This window comes from Micromonospora sp. 067-2 (assembly GCF_046549295.1).
GTDB lineage: Bacteria > Actinomycetota > Actinomycetes > Mycobacteriales > Micromonosporaceae > Micromonospora.
The window spans coordinates 416694-441006 of record NZ_JAJPWB010000004.1 but is presented as its reverse complement, the minus strand read 5'-3'; the positions used below and the strand labels follow the sequence as shown (position 1 = coordinate 441006).

At 73.9% G+C, this 24313-nt stretch carries 22 protein-coding genes and 1 riboswitch; of the genes, 6 read left to right on the top strand and 16 right to left on the bottom strand.

Translation table 11 applies throughout. The features are described from left to right. Nucleotides 1-169: 169 nt before the first annotated feature. Genes ACLJN9_RS11825 through ACLJN9_RS11815 form a run of 3 tightly spaced genes read right to left on the bottom strand, consistent with a single transcriptional unit; the run spans nt 170 to nt 3002 of the window. A complete protein-coding gene (locus tag ACLJN9_RS11825) occupies nt 170-1312 on the bottom strand; it encodes a MerR family transcriptional regulator (RefSeq protein ID WP_410811242.1) in 1143 nt (380 codons plus the stop codon). 25 nt (nt 1313-1337) lie between these two features. Continuing rightward, nucleotides 1338-2570 carry a saccharopine dehydrogenase family protein gene (locus ACLJN9_RS11820; protein ID WP_410811240.1) on the bottom strand — a complete coding sequence of 411 codons (1233 nt, stop codon included), beginning with the start codon at nt 2568-2570 and terminating at the stop codon, nt 1338-1340. A 36-nt stretch (nt 2571-2606) separates the two neighbouring features. Further along, the gene (locus ACLJN9_RS11815; protein ID WP_410811239.1) at nt 2607-3002 is read right to left on the bottom strand and encodes a hypothetical protein; all 396 of its coding nucleotides are present in this window, start codon (nt 3000-3002) and stop codon (nt 2607-2609) included. A 149-nt stretch (nt 3003-3151) separates the two neighbouring features. Here ACLJN9_RS11815 and ACLJN9_RS11810 point away from each other — a divergent pair, with 149 nt between their 5' ends. Further along, nucleotides 3152-5935 (top strand): LuxR C-terminal-related transcriptional regulator, encoded by a 2784-nt coding sequence (locus ACLJN9_RS11810; RefSeq protein ID WP_410811238.1) that lies wholly within the window; start codon nt 3152-3154, stop codon nt 5933-5935. An 11-nt stretch (nt 5936-5946) separates the two neighbouring features. Here the strand turns inward: ACLJN9_RS11810 and ACLJN9_RS11805 are convergent, their stop codons facing one another. The 3 genes from ACLJN9_RS11805 to ACLJN9_RS11795 form a co-directional block, all read right to left on the bottom strand. Next, nucleotides 5947-6495, bottom strand: coding sequence for a DsbA family protein (locus tag ACLJN9_RS11805; protein WP_410811236.1), 549 nt, complete (start codon nt 6493-6495; stop codon nt 5947-5949). After that, a complete protein-coding gene (locus tag ACLJN9_RS11800; protein ID WP_410811234.1) occupies nt 6492-6989 on the bottom strand; it encodes a redoxin domain-containing protein in 498 nt (165 codons plus the stop codon). Before ACLJN9_RS11800 ends, ACLJN9_RS11805 begins: the two co-directional genes overlap by 4 nt. 64 nt (nt 6990-7053) lie before the next feature. Next, nucleotides 7054-7740: a BON domain-containing protein gene (locus ACLJN9_RS11795; protein WP_410811233.1), complete on the bottom strand. Its 687-nt coding sequence runs from the start codon at nt 7738-7740 to the stop codon at nt 7054-7056. Between the two features lie 343 nt (nt 7741-8083). Between ACLJN9_RS11795 and ACLJN9_RS11790 the strand changes: the two genes are divergently transcribed. Beyond that, nucleotides 8084-10789: a cellulose binding domain-containing protein gene (locus tag ACLJN9_RS11790; protein WP_410811231.1), complete on the top strand. Its 2706-nt coding sequence runs from the start codon at nt 8084-8086 to the stop codon at nt 10787-10789. A gap of 177 nt (nt 10790-10966) precedes the next feature. Here the strand turns inward: ACLJN9_RS11790 and ACLJN9_RS11785 are convergent, their stop codons facing one another. After that, nucleotides 10967-11374: a hypothetical protein gene (locus tag ACLJN9_RS11785; protein ID WP_410811229.1), complete on the bottom strand. Its 408-nt coding sequence runs from the start codon at nt 11372-11374 to the stop codon at nt 10967-10969. Nucleotides 11375-11510: 136 nt separating this feature from the next. After that, nucleotides 11511-11648, bottom strand: coding sequence for a hypothetical protein (locus ACLJN9_RS11780; protein ID WP_410811228.1), 138 nt, complete (start codon nt 11646-11648; stop codon nt 11511-11513). 362 nt (nt 11649-12010) lie between these two features. Here ACLJN9_RS11780 and ACLJN9_RS11775 point away from each other — a divergent pair, with 362 nt between their 5' ends. Next, the gene (locus tag ACLJN9_RS11775; protein ID WP_410811226.1) at nt 12011-12373 is read left to right on the top strand and encodes an STAS domain-containing protein; all 363 of its coding nucleotides are present in this window, start codon (nt 12011-12013) and stop codon (nt 12371-12373) included. Nucleotides 12374-12392: 19 nt separating this feature from the next. Here ACLJN9_RS11775 and surE read toward each other — a convergent pair whose 3' ends face one another. Continuing rightward, nucleotides 12393-13220, bottom strand: coding sequence for a 5'/3'-nucleotidase SurE (surE, locus tag ACLJN9_RS11770; RefSeq protein ID WP_410811224.1), 828 nt, complete (start codon nt 13218-13220; stop codon nt 12393-12395). Continuing rightward, nucleotides 13217-14179 carry a PfkB family carbohydrate kinase gene (locus ACLJN9_RS11765; RefSeq protein ID WP_410811451.1) on the bottom strand — a complete coding sequence of 321 codons (963 nt, stop codon included), beginning with the start codon at nt 14177-14179 and terminating at the stop codon, nt 13217-13219. Before ACLJN9_RS11765 ends, surE begins: the two co-directional genes overlap by 4 nt. A gap of 186 nt (nt 14180-14365) precedes the next feature. On the opposite strand from ACLJN9_RS11765, the gene ACLJN9_RS11760 reads away from it, so the two are divergent. After that, complete coding sequence (locus ACLJN9_RS11760) at nt 14366-14833, top strand: SRPBCC family protein (RefSeq protein WP_410811222.1); 468 nt, start codon at nt 14366-14368, stop codon at nt 14831-14833. Nucleotides 14834-14840: 7 nt separating this feature from the next. Here ACLJN9_RS11760 and ACLJN9_RS11755 read toward each other — a convergent pair whose 3' ends face one another. The 6 genes from ACLJN9_RS11755 to ACLJN9_RS11730 form a co-directional block, all read right to left on the bottom strand. Then, on the bottom strand, nt 14841-15356 hold the full coding sequence (locus ACLJN9_RS11755; protein WP_410811220.1) for a hypothetical protein: 516 nt from the start codon (nt 15354-15356) through the stop codon (nt 14841-14843). Between the two features lie 120 nt (nt 15357-15476). Then, complete coding sequence (locus tag ACLJN9_RS11750) at nt 15477-16496, bottom strand: coiled-coil domain-containing protein (RefSeq protein ID WP_410811450.1); 1020 nt, start codon at nt 16494-16496, stop codon at nt 15477-15479. Nucleotides 16497-16552: 56 nt separating this feature from the next. Next, nucleotides 16553-16684: riboswitch (cyclic di-AMP (ydaO/yuaA leader) on the bottom strand. A 140-nt stretch (nt 16685-16824) separates the two neighbouring features. Continuing rightward, nucleotides 16825-17742 (bottom strand): cation diffusion facilitator family transporter, encoded by a 918-nt coding sequence (locus ACLJN9_RS11745; RefSeq protein WP_410811219.1) that lies wholly within the window; start codon nt 17740-17742, stop codon nt 16825-16827. Between the two features lie 105 nt (nt 17743-17847). Continuing rightward, a complete protein-coding gene (locus ACLJN9_RS11740; RefSeq protein ID WP_410811217.1) occupies nt 17848-19965 on the bottom strand; it encodes a HelD family protein in 2118 nt (705 codons plus the stop codon). Between the two features lie 107 nt (nt 19966-20072). Further along, nucleotides 20073-21017, bottom strand: a complete 945-nt coding sequence (locus ACLJN9_RS11735) for an alpha/beta fold hydrolase (protein WP_410811216.1) — start codon at nt 21015-21017, stop codon at nt 20073-20075. 259 nt (nt 21018-21276) lie between these two features. Then, nucleotides 21277-21606, bottom strand: coding sequence for a hypothetical protein (locus ACLJN9_RS11730; RefSeq protein ID WP_410811214.1), 330 nt, complete (start codon nt 21604-21606; stop codon nt 21277-21279). A gap of 307 nt (nt 21607-21913) precedes the next feature. Here ACLJN9_RS11730 and ACLJN9_RS11725 point away from each other — a divergent pair, with 307 nt between their 5' ends. Together ACLJN9_RS11725 and ACLJN9_RS11720 are read left to right on the top strand one after the other, a co-directional pair. Further along, nucleotides 21914-22405: a DUF3145 domain-containing protein gene (locus ACLJN9_RS11725; protein WP_334631867.1), complete on the top strand. Its 492-nt coding sequence runs from the start codon at nt 21914-21916 to the stop codon at nt 22403-22405. Nucleotides 22406-22502: 97 nt separating this feature from the next. Further along, nucleotides 22503-24245, top strand: a complete 1743-nt coding sequence (locus ACLJN9_RS11720; protein WP_410811212.1) for a glycoside hydrolase family 3 protein — start codon at nt 22503-22505, stop codon at nt 24243-24245. Nucleotides 24246-24313 lie beyond the last annotated feature (68 nt).

Here is a 24313-nt window from a genome sequence, read left to right as displayed (position 1 = left end):
CGGTGGATCACCGGTCCGTGCTCTGCACCGCCGTCACCGGCCGCCGCCCTCGCGGCGGCCCCTGCGGCAGGGTGTCGCACCGACAACCGTGATGCCACCCGGGCATCAATATGCCTGGGTGGCATCACGCTCGCGAGCGGATGCGGCCCGGCGACGGGCCCGCCGCGGGTCAGAGCCGGATCGGCATCAGCACCGAGAAGGTGTCCGGGTCGCCCGGGCGGCGGACCGCCAGGGGCGTGATCGGGCCGTCCAGCTCCAGCACCAGTTGAGGTCCGCCGGCCGCGTGGAGAGCGTCCAGCAGAAAGCCACCGTTCACCCCGACGCGCAGCACGTCGGTCTGCCCCGGCCCCGCCAGCGGGTCGTGCGACAGGTCGGCGGCGGGGAGGTCGGCGGCGGTCAGGTCGGCAGCGGGAAGCAGGCGCAGGCCGCCCCGGTCGTCGAGGCCGAGCACGGTGACCGCCAGCGGCTCGCCGAGGTGGGCGCGGGCCACCGTGGGAGCCGTCGGGTCGGTCAGCGCCGCACGCAGCGCCGCCACGTCCAACGGGATCCGGTACGTGGCCGGCTGCGGTCCGAGGGCCTCCCGCAACAGTCTGCGGTAGTCGGGGAAGTCGTGGGGCAGGGCGGTGCCCGCCAGCGTCCGGCCGGCCACCGCGACCCGCAGGTCCGCGCCGGACACGGTCAGCCGCACCGGCCGAGCGTCGGCGGCGTCGAGCAGCGCGCGGATCTGGTCGACCAGGTCCACCCCGACGAGCACCCGCACCGGCGGCCCGTCGACATTGGCCCCGGCCCGGGCCAGCGCGAGCCGGTGCCGGTCGGTGGCGACCAGCCGTACGCCGTCCGGCTCGACGTCGAGCAGCACGCCGCAGAGCACCGGCAGCTCCGGGTCGGCACCGACGGCGAAGCGCACCGCGTCGACGGCGGCGGCCAACTCGGCGGGGGAGAGCAGCAGCGTCGTGTTCGACGACGGCACCGGGTCGACCAGTGCCCGGAGCCTGCTGATCTCCCGGTGGGCGTCGGCGAGCCCGTCCGACAGCCGGCGCAGATGCGCGTCGAGCATCCGGTGCACCGCTGCCGGCTCCGCGCGTACCGCCGCGGCGATCTCCGGTACCGGCATGCCGACCCGGCGCAGCCCGGCCACCAGCCGGGCCGGGGCGATCTGCTCGTCGGCGTACCAGCGGTAACCGGTCACCGGGTCGACCAGGGCCGGCTCCAGCACTCCGGCGGAGTCGTAGAAGCGCAACGCGCTGACGGTCAGGCCGCTGGCCCGGGCCAACTCGCCGATGCTGTGCAGGTCGCTCTCCACGCCGGGCATCCTGCCCCCTCGACCCGCTCGAGGGTCAAGCGGCCGCTCCGGCCCCGGGCGTCGGCGCGCTCTCCGGCCCCTGCGTCGTCGCCTCCCGCTTGAGCACCCGGAAGGTCACCCCGGCCCGGACGAGCCGGTCGAGCAGCGCGTCGCCCATCGCGCCGACGGGGGTGAGCTGGCCGCTGGTCGGCGGCAGCTCGTCCAGCGCCAGGCAGAGCGCCGACTCGGCGAGCATCTTCGCCGTCTCGTCGTAGCCGGGATCGCCGCCGGCGACCTCGGTGACCACCCGCTGCCCACCCCCGCTGCCGACGAACCGGACCCGGAACCAGGACGCCGCCCGCTGCTGCGCGGTGGGCCCCTGCCCCGAGGCGAGCCGGCCGAGCAGCCAGCGCCGGGTGGGCGGCAACCTGACCAACCCGACCAGCGCGCCGAGACCCGCCGCGCCGGCCAGCACCGTCGGCAGCCGCTTCACGGCGGCGAAGTGCCGGTAGCGGAAGTCCGGGCCGTACTCCGGGCGGGCAGCCGCCGACCGGCGGACCACCTGCGGGTCGATGGTGGGCAGCGGCACGGTCCAGATGCCCAGCTCTGCCGAGCGGGCCAGTCGACCGGACACCGCCCGGACCCGACGGTCGGTGGGGCGCGGCTCGACCGCCCGGCGGTCCCGGGCGGCCCGGCTGGCCTGCCCGGTGCGGGAGAACGCGGTGAGTACGGAATGGTAGGTGCCGGCGGAGAAGCGGCCGCCGGCGCGTACGTAACCGTCCACGGTGATCGGCACGTCGGTGGGCAACTGCTTGACGGTGAACCAGACGCCCAGATCGTGCGGGACGGAGTCGAACCCGCAGGCGTGCACCAGCCGCGCGCCGGTGCTTCTCGCCTCGGCGTCGTGGCGGACGTACATCAGGTCGACGAACTCCGGCTCACCGGTGATGTCCACATAGTCGGTGCCGGCGCGCGCGCAAGCGGCGACCAGCGGCTCCCCGTGGTGGATGTACGGGCCGACGGTGCTGGCCACCACCCGGGCGCTGTCCGCCACGGCGCGCAGCGACCCGGCGTCGGTCACGTCGGCGGTGAGCAGCGGCATCCCGGCCAGCGCCGGGTCGATCGCGGCGAGCCGGTCCCGTACGGCGGCGAGCCGATCGGGGTTGCGCCCGGCCAGCGCCCAGCGCAGCCCGGAGGGCGCGTGCCGGGCCAGGTATTCGGCGGTCAGAACTCCGGTGAACCCGGTGGCCCCGAACAGCACCACGTCATACGTCCGCTCCTGAGCCATTCCGAGAGTCTGCCACCTTCCGCTGCCGGCGGCAGATCATGACGGGGCTGACTCGATGCGCTGTTTGACCTGCCGCAGCATCCAGCGGACCAGCGAGCCCGGGTCATCGTCGAACAGGTGCGCGGCCAGTCCGGCGGTCGGTGTGGCGCCGCCCAGTGGGCGGGCGGCGAGCTCGGTTCCCCGGCCCCCCGGCGTCGGTCGCATCCGCACCTCGACGGCGCCGTCCAGCCGGCGCAGCGGCTCGGGGAGCCGGCCGCCCGGCAACACCTGGTCCGGCGGCCGGCCCACCGTCACCACCTCCCACCGGGCCGGCGCGGCGGGGTCGCCGTCCGCGCCGGTCCGGCCACGCCGACGGGGTACGCGGAGCAGTCCCGCCGCCCCGGCCAGCACCGCGCCGCCGAGGGCGGATCCCGCCCGCGTCAGCCGTCCCATCGGCCCCACCCGTCCTCCCGGTCCACGTCCCTCGACCCTCGGCCAGGAACGGGTGAAGCGGGCTCGCCCGGAAGGGGTGAACCCGTCCGGGTCGGGTAACCGCTCGCCGACCGTGGGGGTGGAACGCGTCGTGGGGGTGGAGCCGGGTGGTGGACGAGCAGGATCGCGCGCGCCTCGGCACGGTGCCGGGGCGCCCGGCGGACACACCGCTGCTGGCGTCCCGGCTGACTCCGTCCGCTCCGCCCGAGCCGGTGGTGGCCCGGCCCCGCCTGCTGCGCAGGCTCGACGAGGGCAGCGCCGGGCCGGTCACCCTGGTCGCCGCCCCCGCCGGCTGGGGCAAGACCACCCTGCTCGCCTCCTGGGTGCGGCTGACCGCTGGCACGTCCGACGCCGGTCCGGGGCCGGCGTGGATGTCGGTGGAGGCTGGCGACGACGGCGACCGGCTCTGGGCGTACCTGGCGGAGGCCCTGCGCTCGGCCATCGGGGCGGCCGACCGGCCGGCGGCGCCGGTGCCGGACCGGGCGCCGCGCCCTGACCAGCTGGAACTGCTCGCCGCCGCGCTCGCCGCCGCGGACCGGCCGGTGCTCCTGGTCCTGGACGACCTGCACCGGGTCGCCGATCCGGCGGCGCTGGCCGGGCTGGAGTTCCTGCTCCGCCACGCCGGTCAGCGGCTGCACCTGATGGTCGGTGCACGGGCCGGGCTGCCCCTGCCCCTGCACCGGTTGCGCCTCGCGGGCGAGCTGACCGAGATCGGTCCCGACGAGCTGGCCTTCACCGACGAGGAGGTGGCTGACCTGCTCACCGCGCACGGCGCGCCGGTGCCGGCCGGTGCCGTGCGCCGGCTGCGGGAGCGCACCGGAGGCTGGCCGGCAGCGCTGCGCATCGCCGCGCTGGCGGTGCGCGGGCAGCCCGATCCGGAGCGCTGGGTGGGGCAGTTCGGTGGCGATCACCCGGAGATCGCCGGTTATCTGCACGAGGAGGTGCTCGCCGCGATCGACCCGGCCGACCGGGATCTGCTGCGCCGGACCGCCCTCGCCGAGACCGTCTGCGCCGACCTGGCCGAGGCGTTGACCGGCCGCGACGACGCCGCGGCCGCGCTGGCCGACCTGGCGGGCGCCGGCGGTCTGCTGCACCGGGAGGACGGCCGTCCGCCCTGGTACCGCTGCGACCCTCTGCTGGCCGACCTGCTGCGCGCCGAGTTGGCCCGGCTGCCCGCCGACGAACTGCGCGAGCTGCACGCCCGGGCGGCCGACTGGTACGCCGGCGACGGGCGCCCGGCCGACGGCCTGCGGCATGCTCTGGCCGCCGGGCGGTGGAACCGGGCCGGTGACCTGTTCGTCGAGCACTGGCCGGAGCTGACCCGGTACGACGGTGACCCGGTGAGCGGTCCGACGCCCGCGTCCCCGCCGCCGGAGGTGCTCCGCGTCGATCCGGAGGTGGCGTTGGCCTGCGCCGCCGAGCGGGCGTACGCCGGTGACCTGCCGGCGGCCACCGCCCACCTGCGCGCCGCCGCCGGGTACGCGGGCGGCCTGCCGGTGCCGCGTCGGGACCGGTTCCTGCGGTTGGCCACCGCGCTGGAGTTGACGGTGGCCCGGCTCGCCGGCGATCCGGCAGGGGTTCGGGCGGCTGCCGCCCGACTGCTGCGGACCCGTCCGGCCGAGGCGCCGGCGACCGGACTGCCGACTCCCGCGCAGGCCGTCGACCCGAGCAGTGCCGCCGACGACGCGGACCTGCGGGCGTTCGCGGGCACCGCGCTGGGGCTCGTCGAGCTGGCCTCGGGCGCGCTGCCCGACGCCCGGTTCGTCCGGGCCCGGGCGGCGGCGCGGGAGGCCGGACGGCCGCGCACGGAGCTGGTCGGGGCCAGCCGCTCCGCGCTGCTGCTCGCGGTCCGGGGAGAGTTGCGCGCGGCCGAGCAGGCGGCCCGGGACGCGCTCGGTGTGGCGCCCTGCCAGGGGCGGTCCTGTCGGCTCGACTGTGGCTATGCCTACCTGGCGTTGGCCCTGGTGGCACTGCATCGCGACCAGCCCGAGGAGGCCGCTGCCAACCTGGCGTTGGCCGCGCCGGTGACCGGCCCGCCCGGGCACCCCGAGGCGCAGGACGGCTGGCCGGAGTCGACCGCGGAACCGGTGGCGGCGGCGGTGGCCGCGCTGTGCCGGGCGCACCTGCACCGCGACGCCGGTGACCCTGCGGCCGGCCAGCGGTTGCTCGTCCGCGCCCGGGAGTCGTTGGCCGATCGCCCGGCCGCCGTCGAGGTGGCGGGCCTGCTGCGGGCCGCCGAGGCCGACCTGCGAGCCGAGCGGGGCGACGTGGACGCGGCCCGCGATCTGCTGGCCGGTGCCACCGACGACGCGGCCGCCCCGGCACTCGCGGTGACACTGGCCCGGGTCGAGTTGCGCGCCGGTGACCCGGCCGCCGCCGGCCGGGCCCTGCCGGACTGGCAGGCGCTGCCGTCCGCAGCCCTGCCCCTTCCGGTACGCCTGGACGCCGGTCTGCTGGATGCGGTGCTGGCCGAGCGGGGCGGCGACGGGCGTCGGGCCGGACGGATCCTGGAGCAGGTGCTCGACCTGGCCGGGCCGCAGGGCTGTCGGCGGGTCTTCACCCGGGCCGAACCGCCGGTGCGGGCCCTGCTGGCCGCACACCTGGATGCCGGCACGGCGCACTTCTCGCTGGTCAGCGACCTGGTCCGGGGCACCGAGCAGACGACGACCCGACCACCGGTCGAGCCGGGGGGCACCCTCGACGAGCCGCTCACCGAGCGGGAGTTGACCATCCTGCGGTACCTGCAGAGCATCCTGTCCAACGTGGAGATCGCCGCTGAACTGTCGCTCTCGGTCAACACGGTGAAGACCCACGTACGCAACATCTACCGCAAGCTCGACGCGACCCGCCGGCGTGAGGCGGTCCGGCGGGCGCGCGAGCTGCGGCTGATCTGAGCTGCCGGCGATCAGGCGTTGGCGGCGGCGTCGACGGCGGCGAGCAGGTCGGGCAGGTCGTACCCGCCCTCGTGCCGCACCTCGTTGACGAAGAGGGTCGGTGTGCCGTTCACGCCGCTCCGGATGCCGCCGACGAAGTCCCGTCGCACCCGGTCGGCGTGCGCCCGCTTCTCCACCTCGGCGTTCAACTCGTCCGGTGGCAGTCCGAGCTGCTCGACGCCGAGCGAGAGGTGCACCGGATCCAGTTGGTCCTGGTGCTCGTAGAGCCAGTCGTGCATCTCCCAGAACCTGCCCCGCACGGCGGCGGCCTCGGCCGTCTCGGCGGCGCGTTCGGCGTACGGGTGCACGTTGGCTATCGGGAAGTAGCGGTAGACCATCCGCACCGTGTCGGCCCGCTGCCGCAGCACCTCGTGCAGATTCAGGTACGCGGCGCCGCAGAACTGGCACTGGAAGTCGCCGTACTCGACGACGGTCACCGCCGCGTCCGACGGCCCCCGGACATGGTCCTGATCGGTCACCGGGTCCCGAAGTCGGGCGGTGACCTGCAGTGGCGTGGTCATCCGACCGTCACCTTCCGATCGTTGGCGAGCCGGTCCAGGGCGTCGATGATGCCGTCCGCGCCCGGGTTGATCTCCGGCGGGGACAGGTGGCTCCAGGCGACCGTCCCGGCCGGATCGATCACCACCAGCGCCCGCGCCGCCTCACCCCCCGGTGTGTACGCGCCGTACCGGCGGGCCACCTCACCCTTGGGCTCGAAGTCGGCCAGCAGCGGAAACTCGATCCCCCGGCTCTCCGCGAACGCCCGGTGCGACCAGATGTTGTCCACCGAAAGACCCAGCACCACCGCCTGGTACTGGTCCAGTATCGGTTTGGCCGCCTGGTAGAGCGACATCTGGTCGCCGCAGACCGGGCTCCAGTCGGCGGGATAGAAGGCGAGCACGACCGGCCGCCCGCGGAACTGCTCGGGCCCGACCTGGTGCCCGTCCGGTGTGCCCGCCAGGGTGAAGCCGGGCGCGGAACGCCCCGGTTGGATCAGCCCGTTCGGATCACTCATGCCCCCAGCCTGTCCCCGGAGCGGGTGAGGCCGACTCACCCGCCCCGGGTGGTTCCACGCTCGCTCAGCTGAGCACCGGTGCGACCGCGATGTGGTTCTGCACCTCCCGGATGCCCGGCGCGGACCACACCACCTGCTCCACCTCGGCCCGTTCGGGCATCGAGTGCACCAGTCCGGCGAGTACCGCCGTGTCGCCGTGCACCCGGACGCTGATCCGCTCGACGTCGGTGGCACCTGCCCTGGCGAGCGCGTCGACGATCCGTTCGGCGATGGTGTGCCCGTCCGGCGGGGCGGCCGGGCGGACGGTGATGCCGTTGCTCACCCCCCGTACCCCGGTGAGCCGGCTGACGGCCCGCTCGGCGGCCCGCCGCTGGTACTCCCACTCGACGTCGCCCTGCAGCGTGACCCAGCCGGCGGAGACGGTGACCTGGAGTTTCTCCACGGGTACGAACGCGTCCCATTCCAGTGCGTGGCCGGCCGCGGCGGCCAGGTCGGGGTCGGCGCGCTCGGCGCCGCCGGGCAGTCGCACGGCGAGGTCGTTCGCGACCGCCCGGACCCGGGCGACCCGGTGTGCGGCCCGCTCGGCGGCCCACTTCTTCGCGTAGCTGTCCACCCGCCCGGTCAGTGTGACGACGCCCTCGGCGACGGTCACGCCGATCTCGTGCGGCTGCACCCGTGGCTCCCAGGTCAGTTCGTCGAGTACGGCGGACTGGATGTCCTGGTCGGAGCGGCTGATCGTCGCTGTGGCCATCTGTCCCTCCTCCGGTCCGTGGTGGCGGACGGGCACAACGGCCGCAGCCGTTGGTCCGCCGGTGGCCAGCCTGCCGCCGCCCGGGGTGAGTCGGCCTCATCCCGACCGGGTGACGGCAGGGCCGGCGCGCCCGGGGGCATGGACGTCGATGGTGGGAGCGCTTCCATAGGGGCTGGGGATCGGTTACGGTAAGCGCGTTCCTCGATTGCGGGAGCCGTCGCGTCGGGTGGCGGGAGCCAGGGCAGCTCCGGTTCGTTCCCGGCGTCGTGCCCGTCCCCCGGGCGGCGGCGCCACCAGCCGGTCGACCCGTCCCCGGGCGTCCATCCCCCGAGAGGAACCGCAGATGCGGAGAAGTCTCGCCGGCGCGGTCGTGTCCGCGCTGGCTGCCGCCACGGCCGTCGTGACGGTCCCGTTCACCGCCGCCGAATCGGCCCCGGCAGCGGCCGCCGCCGAGGCGTACACCTGGCGCAACGTCCGGATCGACGGCGGCGGTTTCGTGCCCGGCATCGTCTTCAACCCCACGGAGAGGAACCTCGTCTACGCGCGGACGGACATCGGTGGCGCGTACCGCTGGGAGCAGTCCAGCCAGTCGTGGACGCCGCTGCTCGACTGGGTCGGCGCCGACCGCTGGGGCTACAACGGCGTGGTCAGCATCGCCACCGACCCGGTGCAGACCAACCGGGTGTACGCGGCGGTCGGTATGTACACCAACAGTTGGGACCCGAACAACGGCGCGATCCTGCGCTCGGCCGACAGGGGCGCCACCTGGCAGGTCACCGAACTGCCGTTCAAGAACGGCGGCAACATGCCGGGCCGGGGAATGGGGGAGCGGCTGGCCGTCGACCCCAACCGGAACAACATCGTCTACTACGGCGCCGAGGGCGGCAACGGCCTGTGGCGCAGCACCGACCACGGCGCGACGTGGGCCCGGGTCACCGCCTTCCCCAACGCCGGCAACTACCGCGCCGACCCCAGCGACCCGAACGGCTACAACGGGCAGAACCAGGGCCTCACCTGGGTCAGCTTCGACAAGGGCACGGGCACCGCAGGCTCCGCCACCCAGACCATCTACGTGGGCGTCGCGGACAAGGAGAACCCGGTCTACCGCAGCACCGACGGCGGCGTCAGTTGGCAGCGGATCCCCGGGCAGCCCACCGGATACCTGGCGCACAAGGGCGTCGTCGACCCGGTCGGCGGCCACCTCTACATCGCCACCAGCGACACCGGCGGCCCGTACGACGGCGGCAAGGGCGACGTCTGGAAGTTCACCCGGTCGACCGGGGTCTGGACGAGGATCAGTCCGGTGCCGTCCACGAGCACCGACGACTATTTCGGCTACAGCGGCCTGACCATCGACCGGCAACACCCGAACACCCTGCTGGTGGCCACCCAGGTCTCCTGGTGGCCGGACGCGGTCTTCTTCCGCAGCACCGACGGCGGGGCCACCTGGACGCGGATCTGGGAGTTCAGCGGCTATCCGAACAAGACCCGCCGGTACGTCATGGACGTCAGCTCGGTGCCCTGGCTCACCTTCGGCGGCAACCCGGCGCCGCCGGAGGAGTCGCCCAAGCTCGGCTGGATGAACGAGTCGGTGGAGATCGACCCACACGACTCCAACCGCATGATGTACGGCACCGGCGCGACCATCTACGGCACCACGGACCTGACCCGGTGGGACACCGGCGGCCAGTTCACCATCCGGCCGATGGTCAGGGGGCTGGAGGAGACCGCGGTGCTCGACCTGATCAGCCCGCCCAGCGGCGCCCCGCTGATCAGCGCCCTCGGCGACATCGGCGGTTTCCGGCACACCGACCTCGACGCGGTGCCGCCGATGATGTTCGCCCGGCCCGGCTTCACGACCACCAGCAGTCTGGACTACGCCGAGGCAAAACCGGCGGTGCTGGTGCGGGCGGGCACCTTCACCGACGCCGACCGACCCGCCGACAACCATGTCGCCTTCTCCACCGACGGCGGGGCGAACTGGTTCCAGGGCACCGAGCCCTCCGGCGTCAACAGCGGCGGCACGGTGGCCGTGGCGGCCGACGGCAGCCGGTTCGTCTGGGCGCCGGGCGACGCCGGCCAGCGGGTCGTGTACTCGGTCGGCTTCGGCACCTCCTGGGTGCCCTCGGTCGGCATCCCGGCGAACGCGACGGTCGAGTCCGACCGGGTCGACGGGAACCGTTTCTACGGTTACGCCGGGGGCCGCGTCTACCTGAGCACCGACGGTGGGGCCAGCTTCGCGGTCACCGCCGCCACCGGCCTGCCCGCCTCCGGCGGAAAGGCGAAGGCACTGCCCGGCCGCGCGGGCGAGCTCTGGCTGGCCGGGTCGGGCGGGCTGTGGCGCTCCACCGACTCCGGTGCCAGCTTCACGAAGCTGGGTGGCGTGAGTGCCGCCACCACCGTCGGTTTCGGCAAGGCGGCACCCGGGCGCAGCAACCCGGCGGTGTTCCTCTACGGCACCGTGGCCGGGCAACCCGGTGTGCACCGCTCCGACGACGGCGGCGCGAGTTGGGTACGGATCAACGACGATCGGCACCAGTACGGCAATCCGGGTGAGGCGCTGACCGGTGATCCGCGCGTCTACGGACGGGTCTACCTGGGCACCAACGGGCGCGGCATCCTGGTCGCCGACCGCGCCGGCGGTCCCGGTCCAACCCCGCCGCCGACCACTCCACCGCCGACCACCCCACCGCCGACCACTCCACCGCCGACCACCCCACCGCCCACGACTGCGCCGCCCACCGGAGGGTGCTCGGCGACCTACCGGGTGACCGGCTCGTGGTCGGGCGGCTTCCAGGCCGAACTGGTGGTGCGTAATCCGGGCAGCGCGCCCCTCACCGGTTGGACGCTGGGCTGGACCTACCCGGACGGCCAGCGGGTCACCCAGCTCTGGGGCGGCACCTGGACCCAGACCGGCGCGGTCGTCTCCGTACGGGACAGTGGTTGGAACGGCGTGCTCGGTGCAGGGGCCAGCACCACGGCGGGTCTGCTCGGCTCCTGGACCGGCAGCAACGCGCCACCGGCCACCATCACCTGCACGAGCCGCTGACCGGGTGGTCCGGGCGCGGTCGGCGGCGCCCGGACCATCCCCGATCGCCGGTCCGCCGGGCTCGCCTGAGGGGTCCGGCACCCCGGCGGACCGGTCCGGGCCCACCGGACCGGGCGGAAAACACCAGGGGCTCCGCCCGACCATCGGTCAGGCGGAGCCCAGCAGTGCCCGGAGGTGTCAGCCGTCCAGGCCGATGGGGGCGTTGGGGCGGTCGACGTCGACGAACTCGACGTCGTCCACCGCGTGGTCCTCCCGGCTGCCGGCTGCTCGCGCGGCCGAGCCGACGGCCCAACCGATCGCCGCGCCGACCAGGGCGGCACCGATCAGCAGCGTCCAGGGCAGTGCCGGCTGACGGCCGGCGAGCGCGTCGAGGGCCAACGAGGCCCGACGTCGCGCCTCGACAGCAGCGGAGCCCACCAGGTCACCCGCCCCGTCGGCAAGGTCGCTTCCGCTGCGGCGGGCCGAGCGGGCGGTGTCCCGCACGCTGTCGCCCGCGAAGCCGACGGCGGAGGACAGGTGTTCCCACGCCTGGTCCGCGATCCGCTCCGGCTTGCTGCGGCGGTCCAGCAGGTTGGTTCCGAACATCTTGGTTACCTCCTCGGGTGCCGAAGTAGCCGGCCACTTCGGACTTCGGCGTCTGGCCAAACGCGTCACGCTCGCTCATCCGGCAGTGCCCCGTGCCGGCCGGGCGCAAACCCGGGCGGCACGATCGCCGGACACGTCAGTGCAGCACCACCACGGCGACGCCCCGGGCGAAGTCGTCGTCATCGTCGTCGTCGTCTCCACCGCCGAAACCGCAGGCCAGTACGAGGGCGAGCAGGACGCCGACGCCAGCCAACCCGGCAAGTCTCTTGATCATCGATGAGCCTCTCCGTCGCGGTGGGTGTCCCGGACCGATGCTAGGGGGCGCCGGCAACGGTGGCACAGACCGAGCCGGGTGGACGCGAGGCGACACGCCGCTCCCACACGAGCTGACACGGCCGGCAGACAGGTTGTCGGGTGTGTCCGGTCGGGACCGCTACCCTGGTCCGGCGGCGTCGGTTCCGACCGCTCGTCGAGGAATCAGATGACGAAAAATTGCGGGGATCGGCGGCGTCATCTGCCCGAATCCGCGAATTGCTCATCCCGAGGGGTGGCGACCGAGGCCGCCGGAGGAATACTCTCGGTCGCGGCCCGCGTACTGATGAGGCGCCCGGGGGACGGGCGGGTGGAGGTGCTCGCGTGAGCCTGTCGATCGTGAAGTCGGTTCTGTCCGGTGGTGTCGTGGAGATCGCCCCCCGCGGTGAGATCGACGTCGATACCGCGTACGAGGTGCGCGAGGCGATCGCCGAGGTGCTGGCCAAGAGCCGCCCTCTCCGCATCGAGCTGAACATGAGGTTGGTCAGCTTCATCGACTCGGTCGGCATCAGCGCCATGGTCGCCGGTTTCCAGACGGCCGAGGTCAGCGGCGTCAAGCTGCTGGTCACCGAGCCGAGCCGGTTCGTGCACCGCCAGCTCTGGGTCACCGGCCTGCTCGGCCTCTTCGGTGCCCCCGAGCCCTACTTCGCCGGCGCCGTCACCCGCGAGGTGCTCCCCGGCGCCTGAGCGCCCTCGGCCGACGCCGTCAGGGCTGCTCCTCCAGGCCGGTCAGGTCGACGTCGCTCATCTCGGTGACCGCTCGGATGGCCGTCACCGATGCGTACCCGGCGGCCAGTAACGCCACATCGGTGCCGGGCTGTGCGGCCTGCCCGGGCTCCTCCAGCGACGTGCGAACGAAGCCGTGCCCGGCTTCGGCCACGGTCATCTGCACCTGACCGAAGCTGGCCAGCGTGCCGTGGCGCACCCCACGTAGCCGCCCGTGCGGCAGGTCCGGCGCGTTGACGTTGAGCACGCTCTCGATCGGCGCGGCGGTGAGCCGGGGGAGCAGATCCAGGGCGACCCGCGCGGCGGTGCTCCAGTGCCGCTCGGCGTCGCGTACCCGGGCGGCGGCGTCCACCGCGGCACCACCGCTGGCTGCCGTCGCCTCGCCGGCCGAGAGCACGTCCAGCGAGACCGCCATCGCTCGGCAGCCGTTCGTGGCGGCGGTGAACGCCGCGCCGACCGTGCCGGAGTGCAGCACGGCGCGGCCCGCGTTGGCACCCCGGTTGATGCCGGACAGCACCACCGACGGCGGCGGGCCGAACGCACCGTGCAGCGCGATCAGCGTGATGAAGCCGGGGGAGCCCCCCACCCCGTACGCGGGCACGCCAGCCAGATCCGGCAGCGGGTGGTCGCGAACCACCACGCGCCCGTCCTGCTCCACGGCGCTCATGGCGGCGCTGGTGCCGCTCGCCTCCTCCAGCGGCGCGGCGACCACCACGTCCAGGCCCCGCTGCGCCGCCGCCCAGGCCAACGCCTGGATGCCCGGTGCGGCGATCCCGTCGTCGTTGGTGATCAGCACCCGCAGCGTCATCGCTCGACCACCCGGTCGGCCAGCTCGTCGGGTGTGGTCCGCTCCTGCGGACGGCTGTCGGCCGGAACGAGCCGCACCCGCTCCACCAGACCGGTGATCGAGTCCAGCCGCCCGGTGCCCAGTCCGTGCCGCGTGACGTTCAGCGCCCCGGCGGCGGCGCCGGTGCGGATGGCGGTTCGGATGTCTCCACCACCGGCCACCACGGCCGCCACCCCGGCGGTCATCGAGTCGCCGGCACCGCGCGGGTCGGCTGCCTCCAGGCGGGGCATCTGCACCTCGAACAGCTCTCCGTCGAGAAGAGCCAGCGCCGGCCTGTCGGCCCGGCTCACCACCACGGTCTCGGCACCGGCGGCGTGCAGGTCGTCCATCACCCGGCTCAGCTCCGCGCTGTCCTCGCTGCGGGCGCGGCCGTCGCGGATCAGCTCCTCGTGGCTCACCTTGAGGAAGAACACTCCGCTCTCCAGCACCGCGTCGAGGTGGTCGCCGGAGAGGTCGACCACCACCCGGCCGCCGTTGGCGCCGAGGTCGGCGGCGAAGCGCCGGTACAGGTCGGCCGGAACGAGCCACGGCGCGTTGGGTCCACTGAGCATGCTCACCGACGCGCGCAGACCCTCGCCGAGGGCCAGGTTGTACAACTCGTCGAGCTCGTGTCGGCTCAGAGGCTGCCCGGGTACGTCGACGATCTCCAGCCGGGAGCCGTCCCGACGGTCGTGCACGTATCCACCACTGCCGGAGTCGCGGACCACCGCCCTGAGGTCCACCCCCTCACTGACCAGCAGCGGCTCCAGCACCTGGCCGATCTCGCCGCCGAGCGCGGCGCACAGCACCACGTCGACCCCGAGCGACATCACCATCCGGGCCTGCCAGACGCCCTGCCCGCCGGGGTGCAGGTGCAGCTCGGGCTGGTCGCTTGGCTGGTCGACGGTCACCGTCAGCTGCGGGGTGGGCGCGAAGACCATCACGTGCCCGCTCACCGGTCGTAACCGTCCATGCGTCCGCCCTCCGTCACAGTCGGTGATCCCCCATCAGCCGACGGTAGTGGGAACGTTGCGCGAACGCCGGGACAACAGCCCGTGTCCGTCCGGGCGTTGCCAGCCCTGCCGGCGTACGGGACGATCGGGCGACCATCGACGGCAGGAGACGGTGTGCTCAGGAGCGACACCTTCAGCTACACCGTTCAGGCCCGCTGCTCGACCGCCGACGCGGCGGCACTGCTCAGTGACCTGACCCGGCAGGGTGAGCTGCATCCGCTGATCGTCCGGGTGCGCCGGTTGCCGCCCCGGCCAGGCGCCCAGGCCAGCTACGCGATCAGCGACCGGCTGGCGACGGGGCCGGTGCGCTTCCGCACCACCTACAAGGCGGACGTGTTGATCAGCGAAAATGACGAGATCGTCATGGTGGCCCGCCAGTGGCCGGCCACCACCGTACGCAACCACACCCGGCTGCGTGCCGAGCCGGACGGCCTGGTCCGGATCGATGTCGAGATCACCCTCACCGCACCGGCACCGCTGTTCCGGTACGCGTTCCGCCAGGCCCGCGCGGCCCACCTGGCCCTGGCCACCCGCCTCGGCGCGGCCCTGGACCGCCCCGACGCCCTCCCACCTCCCGCCTGAGCCCGCACTACATCCTGGTCGCAGCGCGAACACGGCCGGTCCGGCCGGCGGCGGGTCGCGTGGCCGATCGTCGCCCCCACGGCTTGTACGTGGAGAGCACCGTCGCGATGATCATCAGGATGGTCGACACCGCCGGCGCGATCACCAGGTCGGCGCGGTCGCGGGCGGACAGTGCGGTGCTGAGCGCTCCGGCGTGCCGCAGCTTCGGGGTGAGCAGGAACAGCACCAGCCCGACCATCACGGTGGTGATCACGAGCTTGGTCAGCACCCACCGGTGGCGCAGCAGACCCCACGGGGTGAGCAGCGCGCTGGCCACGCCAACCAGCCAGGCCAACACGCTCAGGGGCGCGAACAGCACGGTTCCGACCAGCGCGGCGACCGGGTAGACGACGGCCGGGTCGGCACCACGCAGCGCCGCGACACCGAGGGTCAGCAGCACCAGGTCGGTGCCGAGCCAGCCGAGCGAGGTGACCAGGTGCAGAGTGAGCAGGGCCTTGCGGGCGGTGGGCGGTATTCGGCGCATGACGTGATGCTGCCCGCCGGGCTCGGCCGGGTCGTCCGACCGCCGGCGACATCCGCGCTACGCCCGTCGACGTAGCGGGGCCGGTGCCCCCGCGTCGAGGGAGACACCGGCCGGGGCGGGTCAGTACACCGACAGGTGCACGTGGTTGGTGTGGGCGCTGGACGGGTCGCCACCCGCCCCGCTGTACGACTTCCACCCGCTGCTGGGCAGCCAGATCTGCCGGTACCAGATCACGTACAGCACCGCGAGCCGGTCGGCGTTGCGGATGAAGTACGCGGCGAGGTTGTTCCCGTACGTCTTGTCGCCGCCGGTGGCGTTTCCGCCGAAGCCGGTCTTCTGCGCGGCGAAGTCGCAGGCCCGGCCCTTCGGGTGTTCGCCGGAGCCGCCGGAACGGTGGCAGGAGACGTACCGGGTGAAGCCGGCGGCCTTGGCCTGGTTGAGCGCGTGCAGGGTGCGCGGGGTGACGCAGCCGGTGGCCGGGGTGGGGTCGTCGATGCTGCACGACTCCGATGGCCAGGAGCCGTCGGAGTTCCGGGGCGCGGCCTGGGCGTTGGCCGCGGAGGTGCCCCGGTCGGAGTCGCCGCTGTCGGCGGTGGTCGGGGGCTGGGTGGTGGTGGCCACGGTGAGGGCCCGCTCGGCCTGGTCCTTGCGCTTGGCCATCACCGCGACCTGCTTGCGCTGTTCGCGGATCTCGCCGTCGAGGGCCAGTCGGGTGCGGTTGGCCTGGTCCTTGGCGGCGAGCAGGTCGCGCAGCACCTGGTCCTCGTTGGCGGCGACCGCGTCCAGCACGGCGGCCCGGTCCATGAAGCCCTCGGGGGTGTTGCTGTTGAGCAGCGCTGACAACGCGCCGAGTCGGCCGGTGCGGTAGGCCACCCCGGCGATCTCGCCGACCCTGCCGCTGCGTCGCGTGAGCTCGGTCTCGGTGGTCTTCAGGTTGATGCTGAGCTGCTGCTGCCGCAGTACGGAGCTGTCCAGAGCCCGCTTCGCGTCCAGGTAACCCTTGCTGGCGGCTTCCAACTGGGCCCGCAGCGCCGGGGTGCCGCCCTCCTCGTCGCCGTCGGGTGCCGCGGCGGCCCGCAGGCCGGTCGGGGGAGCGGCCGAGGCGACGCCGGCCGGCAGTGCGACGCCGAGAGCGAACATCGCGACGATCAGGGCCGCCAATCGGGCGGCAGGTGGTCGTGCTGGTGCCACTGCGCATGTCCTTCCGTCAGCCGCCGACCGGGTTAGCTGACGGGTTCGGGACGGAAGATCCCTACCGCTGACGCGGATGCACCCCAGGAACGTGGTTCCCCGGTTCGCCCACTGTGGCGATTAGGCGGCGGCCGCCACCGGCGCCGTTTGGGCGCCGCCGGGTGGGGCCGGGACCGAGCCTACCGGGGCGGATGGGACCTGTGCAGCCAATGTGACGGACGGTGCGTGCGTCATCACCACTATTTCCGACAAAACCGAGGAAATCTTCAGAAAAGTCCTACCACGCGGTCGAACCGCAGGCGCCGGAGGCCGCTCCGGGCTCGATCTGCAACGTCGCGTGCTCGATCTGGAAATCCTCGTGCAGGGCGGCACGCGCGGCGGTGAGCACCACGCCGACGTCCGCGCCGGGCGCCATGGTCAGGTGTGCGGAGGCCACCTCCATGCCGGAGGTGAGTGTCCAGACGTGCAGGTCGTGCACCTCGACCACGCCGGGCACCGCGGCCAGCCGGTCGTGCACGACGGTCACCTGCAGGTGTTCCGGGGCGGCCTGCACCAGGATGCGGACCGCGGCCCGCCCGAGCCGCCAGGTGCGCGGCAGGATGAACACGCCGATGGCGACCGCGACCAGCGGATCGGCCCACCACCAGTCGGTGACACCGATGAGCAGCGCCGCGCCGATCACGCCGAGCGAGCCGAGCAGGTCGCCGAGCACCTCCAGGTAGGCGCCCTGGAGGTTGATGCTCTCCCGGGCGCCCGCCCGGAGCAGGGCGAAGGCGGCGAGGTTGGCGAGCAGGCCGAGCGTGGCCACCGCGAGCATCGGGCCGGCCAGCACCTCGTGCGGGTCGCCGAACCGGCCGATCGCCTCGATCACGACGTAGACCGCCACGCCGGAGAGCAGGACGGCGTTGGCGAGCGCGGCGAGCACCTCGAGCCGGTAGAGCCCGAACGTGCGTTGCGGATCGCCGGTGGCCCGTCGGGTGGCGGTGATCGCGGCGAGCGCCATGCCGATGCCGAGCACGTCGGTGAACATGTGCCCGGCGTCGGAGAGCAGGGCCAGCGAGCCGGTGTGGAAGGCGGCCACCGCCTCGACCACCATCAGGGCGGCGAGCAGCCCGAACGCGGTCCAGAGCCGGCCCCGGTGCTGGTGCGCGGCGTTGGCAACCGACCCATGGTGGTGGTCATGACCTGCGCCCACGAAACAACCCTCCGCCGTACGCCGGGACCTGGTCAAACATATGCTCACATCGCTATGTATGCAACTGTAGGGCCGGCGGCCGTCTCGCGGGGCGGACCGCGCAGGTCAGCCGATCGGGTCGATGGTGGTGAGGCGCTGGGTGGCCCGCGAGAGCGCGACGTAGAGGGTGCGCACCCCGGCCCCCGGATCCGCCCGGATCTCGCTCGGGGCGACCAGCACCACCCCGTCGTACTCCATGCCCTTGGCCTCCAGGCTGGTCACCACCTGCAGTCGCGGCGCGGCGAGCGCACCGAGCCAGCCGGCGACCTCGTCGCGGCGGGGGACCGGCGTGATCACCCCGACCGTGCCCTCGACCTCGGCCAGCAGGCCGGCGGCCGCCGCCACGGTGCTGGCCGCCAACCCGGCGGGAGGCACCACCAGCTCGATCGGATCGACCCCGGTGGAGCGGACCGCGCTCGGTAGCGGCAGATCCGGGTAGAGCCGGCGGATCTCCGCCGCCGCCACCGCGAAGATCTCCGAGGAGTTGCGGTAGTTGGTGGTCAGCGTGAAGTCGTGCCGCTTGCGCCGGCCCAGCGCCTGGTCCCGGGCCTGGTCCAGCTCATCCGGGTCACCGGTCCACGCCGTCTGCGCCGGATCGCCCACCACGGTCCAGGAGGCCAACCGGCCGCGTCGGCCGACCATGCGCCACTGCATGGGCGAGACGTCCTGCGCCTCGTCCACCACCACGTGCGCGTACTCCCGGTAGTCCGCCGGACGCTCCCGCGCCGACGCCCGGGCGGCCCGCTGCCGGTCGGCGAAGGTGCTCAGTTCGCGGACCCCGCCAGAGAGCTGGTACGGGTCACGCCGCGCGCGGGCCGGTTGGGCCGGCTTGCCGAGCAGCGCGTCCAGTTCGTCCAACAGCGCCACGTCGGCGATGGTCGGCCCGGCGTCGTCCAGGCTGCGGTAGGCCTCGGTGAGCAGCCGGATCTCGGCGGTGGAGAGGATCCCGCCGGCGTAACGGCGCAGCCGGTCCGGCCGGGCCAGCCAGCCGAGCACGTGCCGGGGATGCAGCCGTGGCCACCACGCCTTGAGGAACTCCCGGAACTCCGCCCGTTCGGCGATCTCTGCCTCGAACGCCGGCTGTTCCGGCAGGCGTCCGATGCTCAGCCGCCGGGCCTGCGCCCACAGCGCGGCGAAAACCCCGTCGAAACCAGCCCGGCGCACCTCGTTGCGCCGGGCGCCCCGGTGCAGCGCGCGGTCCCGGATCCGGTCCAGTTCGGTCCGGTCCAGTCGCAGCAGCCCGCCGCGGTAGAGCAGCCGCAACTCGCCCGGCCCGCCGGGCACCGCGTCCCGGACCGCCCGCTCCAGCACCCGGCGCATCCGCAGCGAGCCCTTCACCGACGCCACCTCCGGCGGGTCGGTGCGGGTTGCGGTCATGCCCGGAAAGAGCGTGCCCAGCGAGTGCAGGGTCGCGGTGTCCTCGCCGAGCGAGGGCAGCACCGAGGCGATGTACTCGACGAAGACCGAGGACGGGCCGACCACCAGGATGCCGCCGCCGGCGTAACGGCTGCGTTCGGAGTAGAGCAGGTAGGCGGCCCGGTGCAGGGCCACCGCGGTCTTTCCGGTGCCTGGGCCGCCGGCGACGATCGTGACCCCGGAGCCGGGCGAACGGATCGCCTCGTCCTGCTCCCGCTGGATGGTCGCCACGATGTCGCGCATGCCGCGGCCGGTCGCCCGGGACAGGGTGGCCAGCAGGGCGCCGTCGCCCACCACCGTCATTCCCTCCGGTGCCGCGGTCGGGTCCAGCAGGTCGTCCTCGATGCGGGTGACCCGCTCGTTGCGGGACTGGATGGTGCGGCGGCGCACCACGCCCAGCGGCTGGGTCGGGGTGGCCTGGTAGAAGGCCGCGGCAGCCGGTGCCCGCCAGTCGACGACCAACGTCGTGGCGTCGTCGTCGCGGATGCCGAGCCGCCCGACGTGCAGTACCTGCCGGTCGCGTTGGTCCAGCCGGCCGAAGACCAGCCCCTCGTGCTCGGCATCGAGGGTGTGCCGCCGCCGCGCGGCGTGGAAGACCATCGCGTCGCGCTCGACCAGCGCGCCGAACGTGCCCACCCGGGCCATCCGGTAGCCGTCGCGCTCGGCGCTGACCGCCGACCGCCGCAACTCGGCCAGTCGGGCGTACACCCGGTCGAGGTGCCGCTGCTCGACGGCGATCTCCTGCTCCAGGGCGGTCTGGTCGGTCAACGCACGCTCCTTCTGTGTCGCCGGCAAGCGGCGCGAACCGCGCGGGCCAACCGCAGAAGGGTACGGCCCCCGGCCGGGCTGCCCGCGCCCGAGGTGCGGGAACGTGGTCAGGCACCCGCCGCGACGGCGCTCGGCGCGGGCGCGCGGGGTGTCGGCTCGGCGAGCACCCGGTGCAGCACGCCGGTCAGCGCGGCGTTCACCTCGTCCGGGCGTTCCATCATCAGCATGTGCCCGGCACCCGGGCAGACCGTCAACTCGGTGGCCGGCAGGGCGGCGGCGATCGACTCGGCGCATGGCGGCGGGGTCAGCCGGTCCCGGTCGCCGACCAGGGCGGCGGCCGGCAGGTGGGCCAGTGCGGCGAGGGTGTCCAGCCGATGCTGGGCGCCGAACGAGGCGCGGAACCCACCGATCGAGCGCAGCGAGGCGCGGGCCACCGCCGAGGTCACCAGCCGGATGTCGGCCGGCTCGCAGCGGTCGCCGAAGAGCATCCACCGGATGCTCGGCTGCAGGGCGTGCAGCAGCGCCCGGGGTGGCCGCCACGAGCCGCACCGGGCCAGCACCCCGGCACCGGTCGTCTCGGCCAACCGGATCAGCCGGGTGATGCGCGGCGAGAGCCCGTAGGCGGTGTGCGTGTGCCCCTCGGCGGTGGTCGAGACGAAGACCAGGCCGGCGGTGCGGGCCGCGAAGTGCGCGGGGTGGCGGTGCGCGTACTCCATGATCGTCATGCCGCCCATCGAGTGCCCGACCAGGACGACCCGCCCGACCGGCGCCACCGCGTCGATCACCGCGGCCAGGTCGTCGCCGAGCTGGGTCAGGGTGGCCGTCGGCAGTGCCATGCAGCTGGACCGCCCGTGCCCCCGCGCGTCGTAGGTGACCACCCGCACCGCGCCGCCGGTCGGCTCCGTGAGCGCGTCGACCTGCCGGTGCCAGGCGCGGCCATCCAGCGTCCAGCCGTGCAGCAGGAGAACGGTGACCTGGGCATCCGTCGGCCCGGTCGCCTCGACGTGCAGCCGCACGCCATCGGGCAGACCGACCTCGAACCGGTCCGGCATCGCCACCTCCCCAGGGCCGCTCCGCACCACGAGCACCGGGATACCCGGCGGTAACACCGGCTACCCGCCATGACACCACGCCAATCGCGCCGGTGGGAACATTCCCGACCCCGCCCGTGGCAACCCGGCGTGAGGTCGTCGGAGGTGACGCCCGGCCCTCGGGGCGTGGCGTGGAGTGCTTCCGGGCCGCGCCCTGGACGCGAAACCGCCCGCCGGGAACTCCCGGCGGGCGGTTTCGGGTGACGCGGTGGGGGAGGGCTCAGCCCTCGAAGACACCGGCGGCGACCAGGCGCTTCTCGGTCGCCTCCCAGCCGTCACCCGGGTGGGTCACGGCCAGGTTGTTGATCTCCGCCCGGATCTTGGTGGCGTGGCCGGCGGCGGCCAGCACACGGATCTCCTCGACGAAGGCCTCGGAGTCGGTGCGCAGGTGCGCGGTCTTGCCGTTGGTCAGGTTCCGCACGTAGGCGTGCTTGCCGTTGTTGAGCGGGATGAGGTACTTGAACTCGCCCAGCACGCTGAGGGCGCCACCCTGGCCAGCCTGGCCGGCCCGGACGGACGCGCGCGCGGTCTTAGAGGTGTTGCTCGCCACGGAGGTACTCCTTGCAAGACGTACGGGAGGACTGGACGTCCGGGGGCTGTGTGCGGGCGACACCAGGTCGGCCCGCGAAGGTGTAACGCGGCAGAAGCCGCCGATGGAACTGTACATGACCACGACATCAGGCTGGTCGTCGCGGTGTCCTGAGAGGCAACGGAGACCACCCGTCCGGCTATTCCAACCGGCGTTTTTTCCGATTCTCTGGCGCACCATCCGTCACAGGAGTAATCATGTGTTGCAGCAGCCACTCGGGTGGACGAGGTCGTAGGGGAAGACGCACCTCGCTCTCCGGGAGGTCACCGTGCCAACGCGTGGCGTCGTATACGTCCACTCGACCCCACTCGCCGTGTGCTCGCACGTCGAGTGGGCGATCGCGCGCGTCCTAGCCGCGCCGGTCAACCTGCAGTGGACGGCTCAGCCCGTCGACCCCGGCGCACGCCGGGCCGAGTGCGGGTGGACCGGTCGTCCGGGGACGGGCGCCGAGCTGGCTGCTGCCCTTCGGCAGTGGCCCATGATCCGTTTCGAGGTGACCGAGGAACCGAGTCCCGGCGCCGACGGCGAGCGCTTCATGTTCGTGCCCGCGCGCGGCCTGTTCCGGGCCACCGTGGGCGCGGCCGGCGACATCCAGCTCGGCGAGGACCGGCTGCGGGCCCTGATGGCCGCCGCCCGGGCCCCGGAGGCGCTGGCGCACGCCCTCGACAAGGCGCTCGGCACCGCCTGGGACGACGACCTCGAGCACTACCGGTACGCCGGCGACGGTGCGCCGGTGACGTTGCTCACCCGGGTCGGCTGAGCGACCGCCCGGCCGGCTGCCCGCACGCTGTCGGGACGGCGGTGCGGATCGGCTGGCCGGAAAGGTCAAGTTGCCCCGATAAGGGCAAACTGGTGGGATGGGCGGCGTGCCGATTCGCCTGCGTCGCGCCAGCGTCGCCGTCGCCGCCCTGACCGCCCTGCTCGTGTCCGGCTGCTCGGGTGCCCCGGGCCGCCCCGCCGCGACACCCGGCCCAGCCGGCGCGTCCGCCGGCCCGAGCGCCTCCGCCGCGACACCGACCGCCGACCCGGCCGACCCGGCCGCGCGGGCCGCCGCGCTGGTCGCCACGCTGTCCGACGAGGATCTGGTCGGCCAGGTGCTGATGCCGTACGCCTACGGCGACTCGGCGTCGAAGGTCTCGGCCGGCTCGGCGGCCGGCAACCAGGCGCTGGCCGGGGTCGACACACCGGCCCAGATGATCGCCAGGTACCGGCTGGGCGGGCTGATCCTGGTGGGGTTCAGCGCCGACGACCCGACCAAGGGCAACCAGGAGACCACCAACGTCGACAACCCGAAGCAGGTGCACGAGTTGACCGGCGGGCTGCGGGCCGCCGCCGGCCGGCTCGCCGCCGGCCCGGCGCCCTTTCTGATCGGCACCGACCAGGAGTACGGCGTCGTGACCCGGATCACCGACGGGGTCACCGTGCTGCCCAGCGCCCTCGCGGCCGGTGCGGCCGGCAATCCGGCGCTGACCGAGGCCGCCTGGCGGGCCGCCGGCACCGAGCTGGCCGCGATGGGGATCAACGTCGACTTCGCCCCGGTGGCCGACGTGCTGGCCACCCGCAGCACCGTGATCGGCTCCCGGTCGTTCGGCTCGGACCCGAAGCAGGCCGCCGCGCAGGTCGGCGGCGCGGTCCGCGGCCTGCAGGCTGTCGGCGTCGCCGCCACCCTGAAGCACTTCCCGGGTCACGGCCACAGTGCCGACGACTCGCACCAGGACCTGCCGGTGCTCACCCAGTCCGCCGCGGCGTTGCGGAGCGGCGCGTGGCCGCCCTTCACGGCGGGGATCGACGCCGGGGCGATGGCGGTCATGTCCGGCCACCTGGACGCGCGGGCCATCGACCCGGGCACCCCGGCGACCTTCTCGCACAAGCTGCTCACCGACGTGCTCCGTGGTCAACTCGGCTTCCAGGGCGTGGTGATCACCGACGGCATGAACATGCCGCCGGCGAAGCGCTGGGCACCCGGTGAGGCCGCCGTCCGGGCGTTGAACGCCGGCAACGACCTGATCCTGATGACCCCGAACGTCGGCCAGGCGTACGACGGGCTGCTCGCCGCGCTGCGCGGCGGGTCGCTGACCCGGGCCCGGCTCGTCGAGGCGGTCACCCGGGTGCTCACCATGAAGTTTCGGCTTGCGGCGCTCCCGCCCGCGCAGATGTCCACGCTCAACACCCCGGCGCACCGCGCGGCGGCGGACGCGCTTGCCGCCGGTGCCGTCACCGTGCTGCGCGGCGCCTGCGGTGGCGCGGTGCGGGGGCCGGTGACCGTCACCTCCTCCGGCGGCCGCGACGGCACCCGAGCCGCGCTCACCGCCGCGCTGACCGCCGCCGGCGTGCCGGTCAAGCCCAGCGGCGGCACCGTCGTGCACCTGGTCGGCTACGGCGACGACACGAGCGACCTACGCGCCGACGCGGCGGTCACCGTCGCCATGGACACCCCGTACGTGCTGGCCACGGCGACGTCGCCGACGCTGCTGGCGACGTACTCCTCCAGCCGTGCGTCGATGACCGCGCTGGCGGCCGTGCTGGCCGGCAGGGCCCGCCCTGGCGGCCGGTCCCCGGTGGTCGTGCCCGGCCTGCCCGCCACCACCTGCGGCACCTGACCGGGCGCGGCCGGCCGCGGGCCTGCCCGAGAAACCGGTCGCGCCGGTAGCCGCGGGCCTGGCAGGGT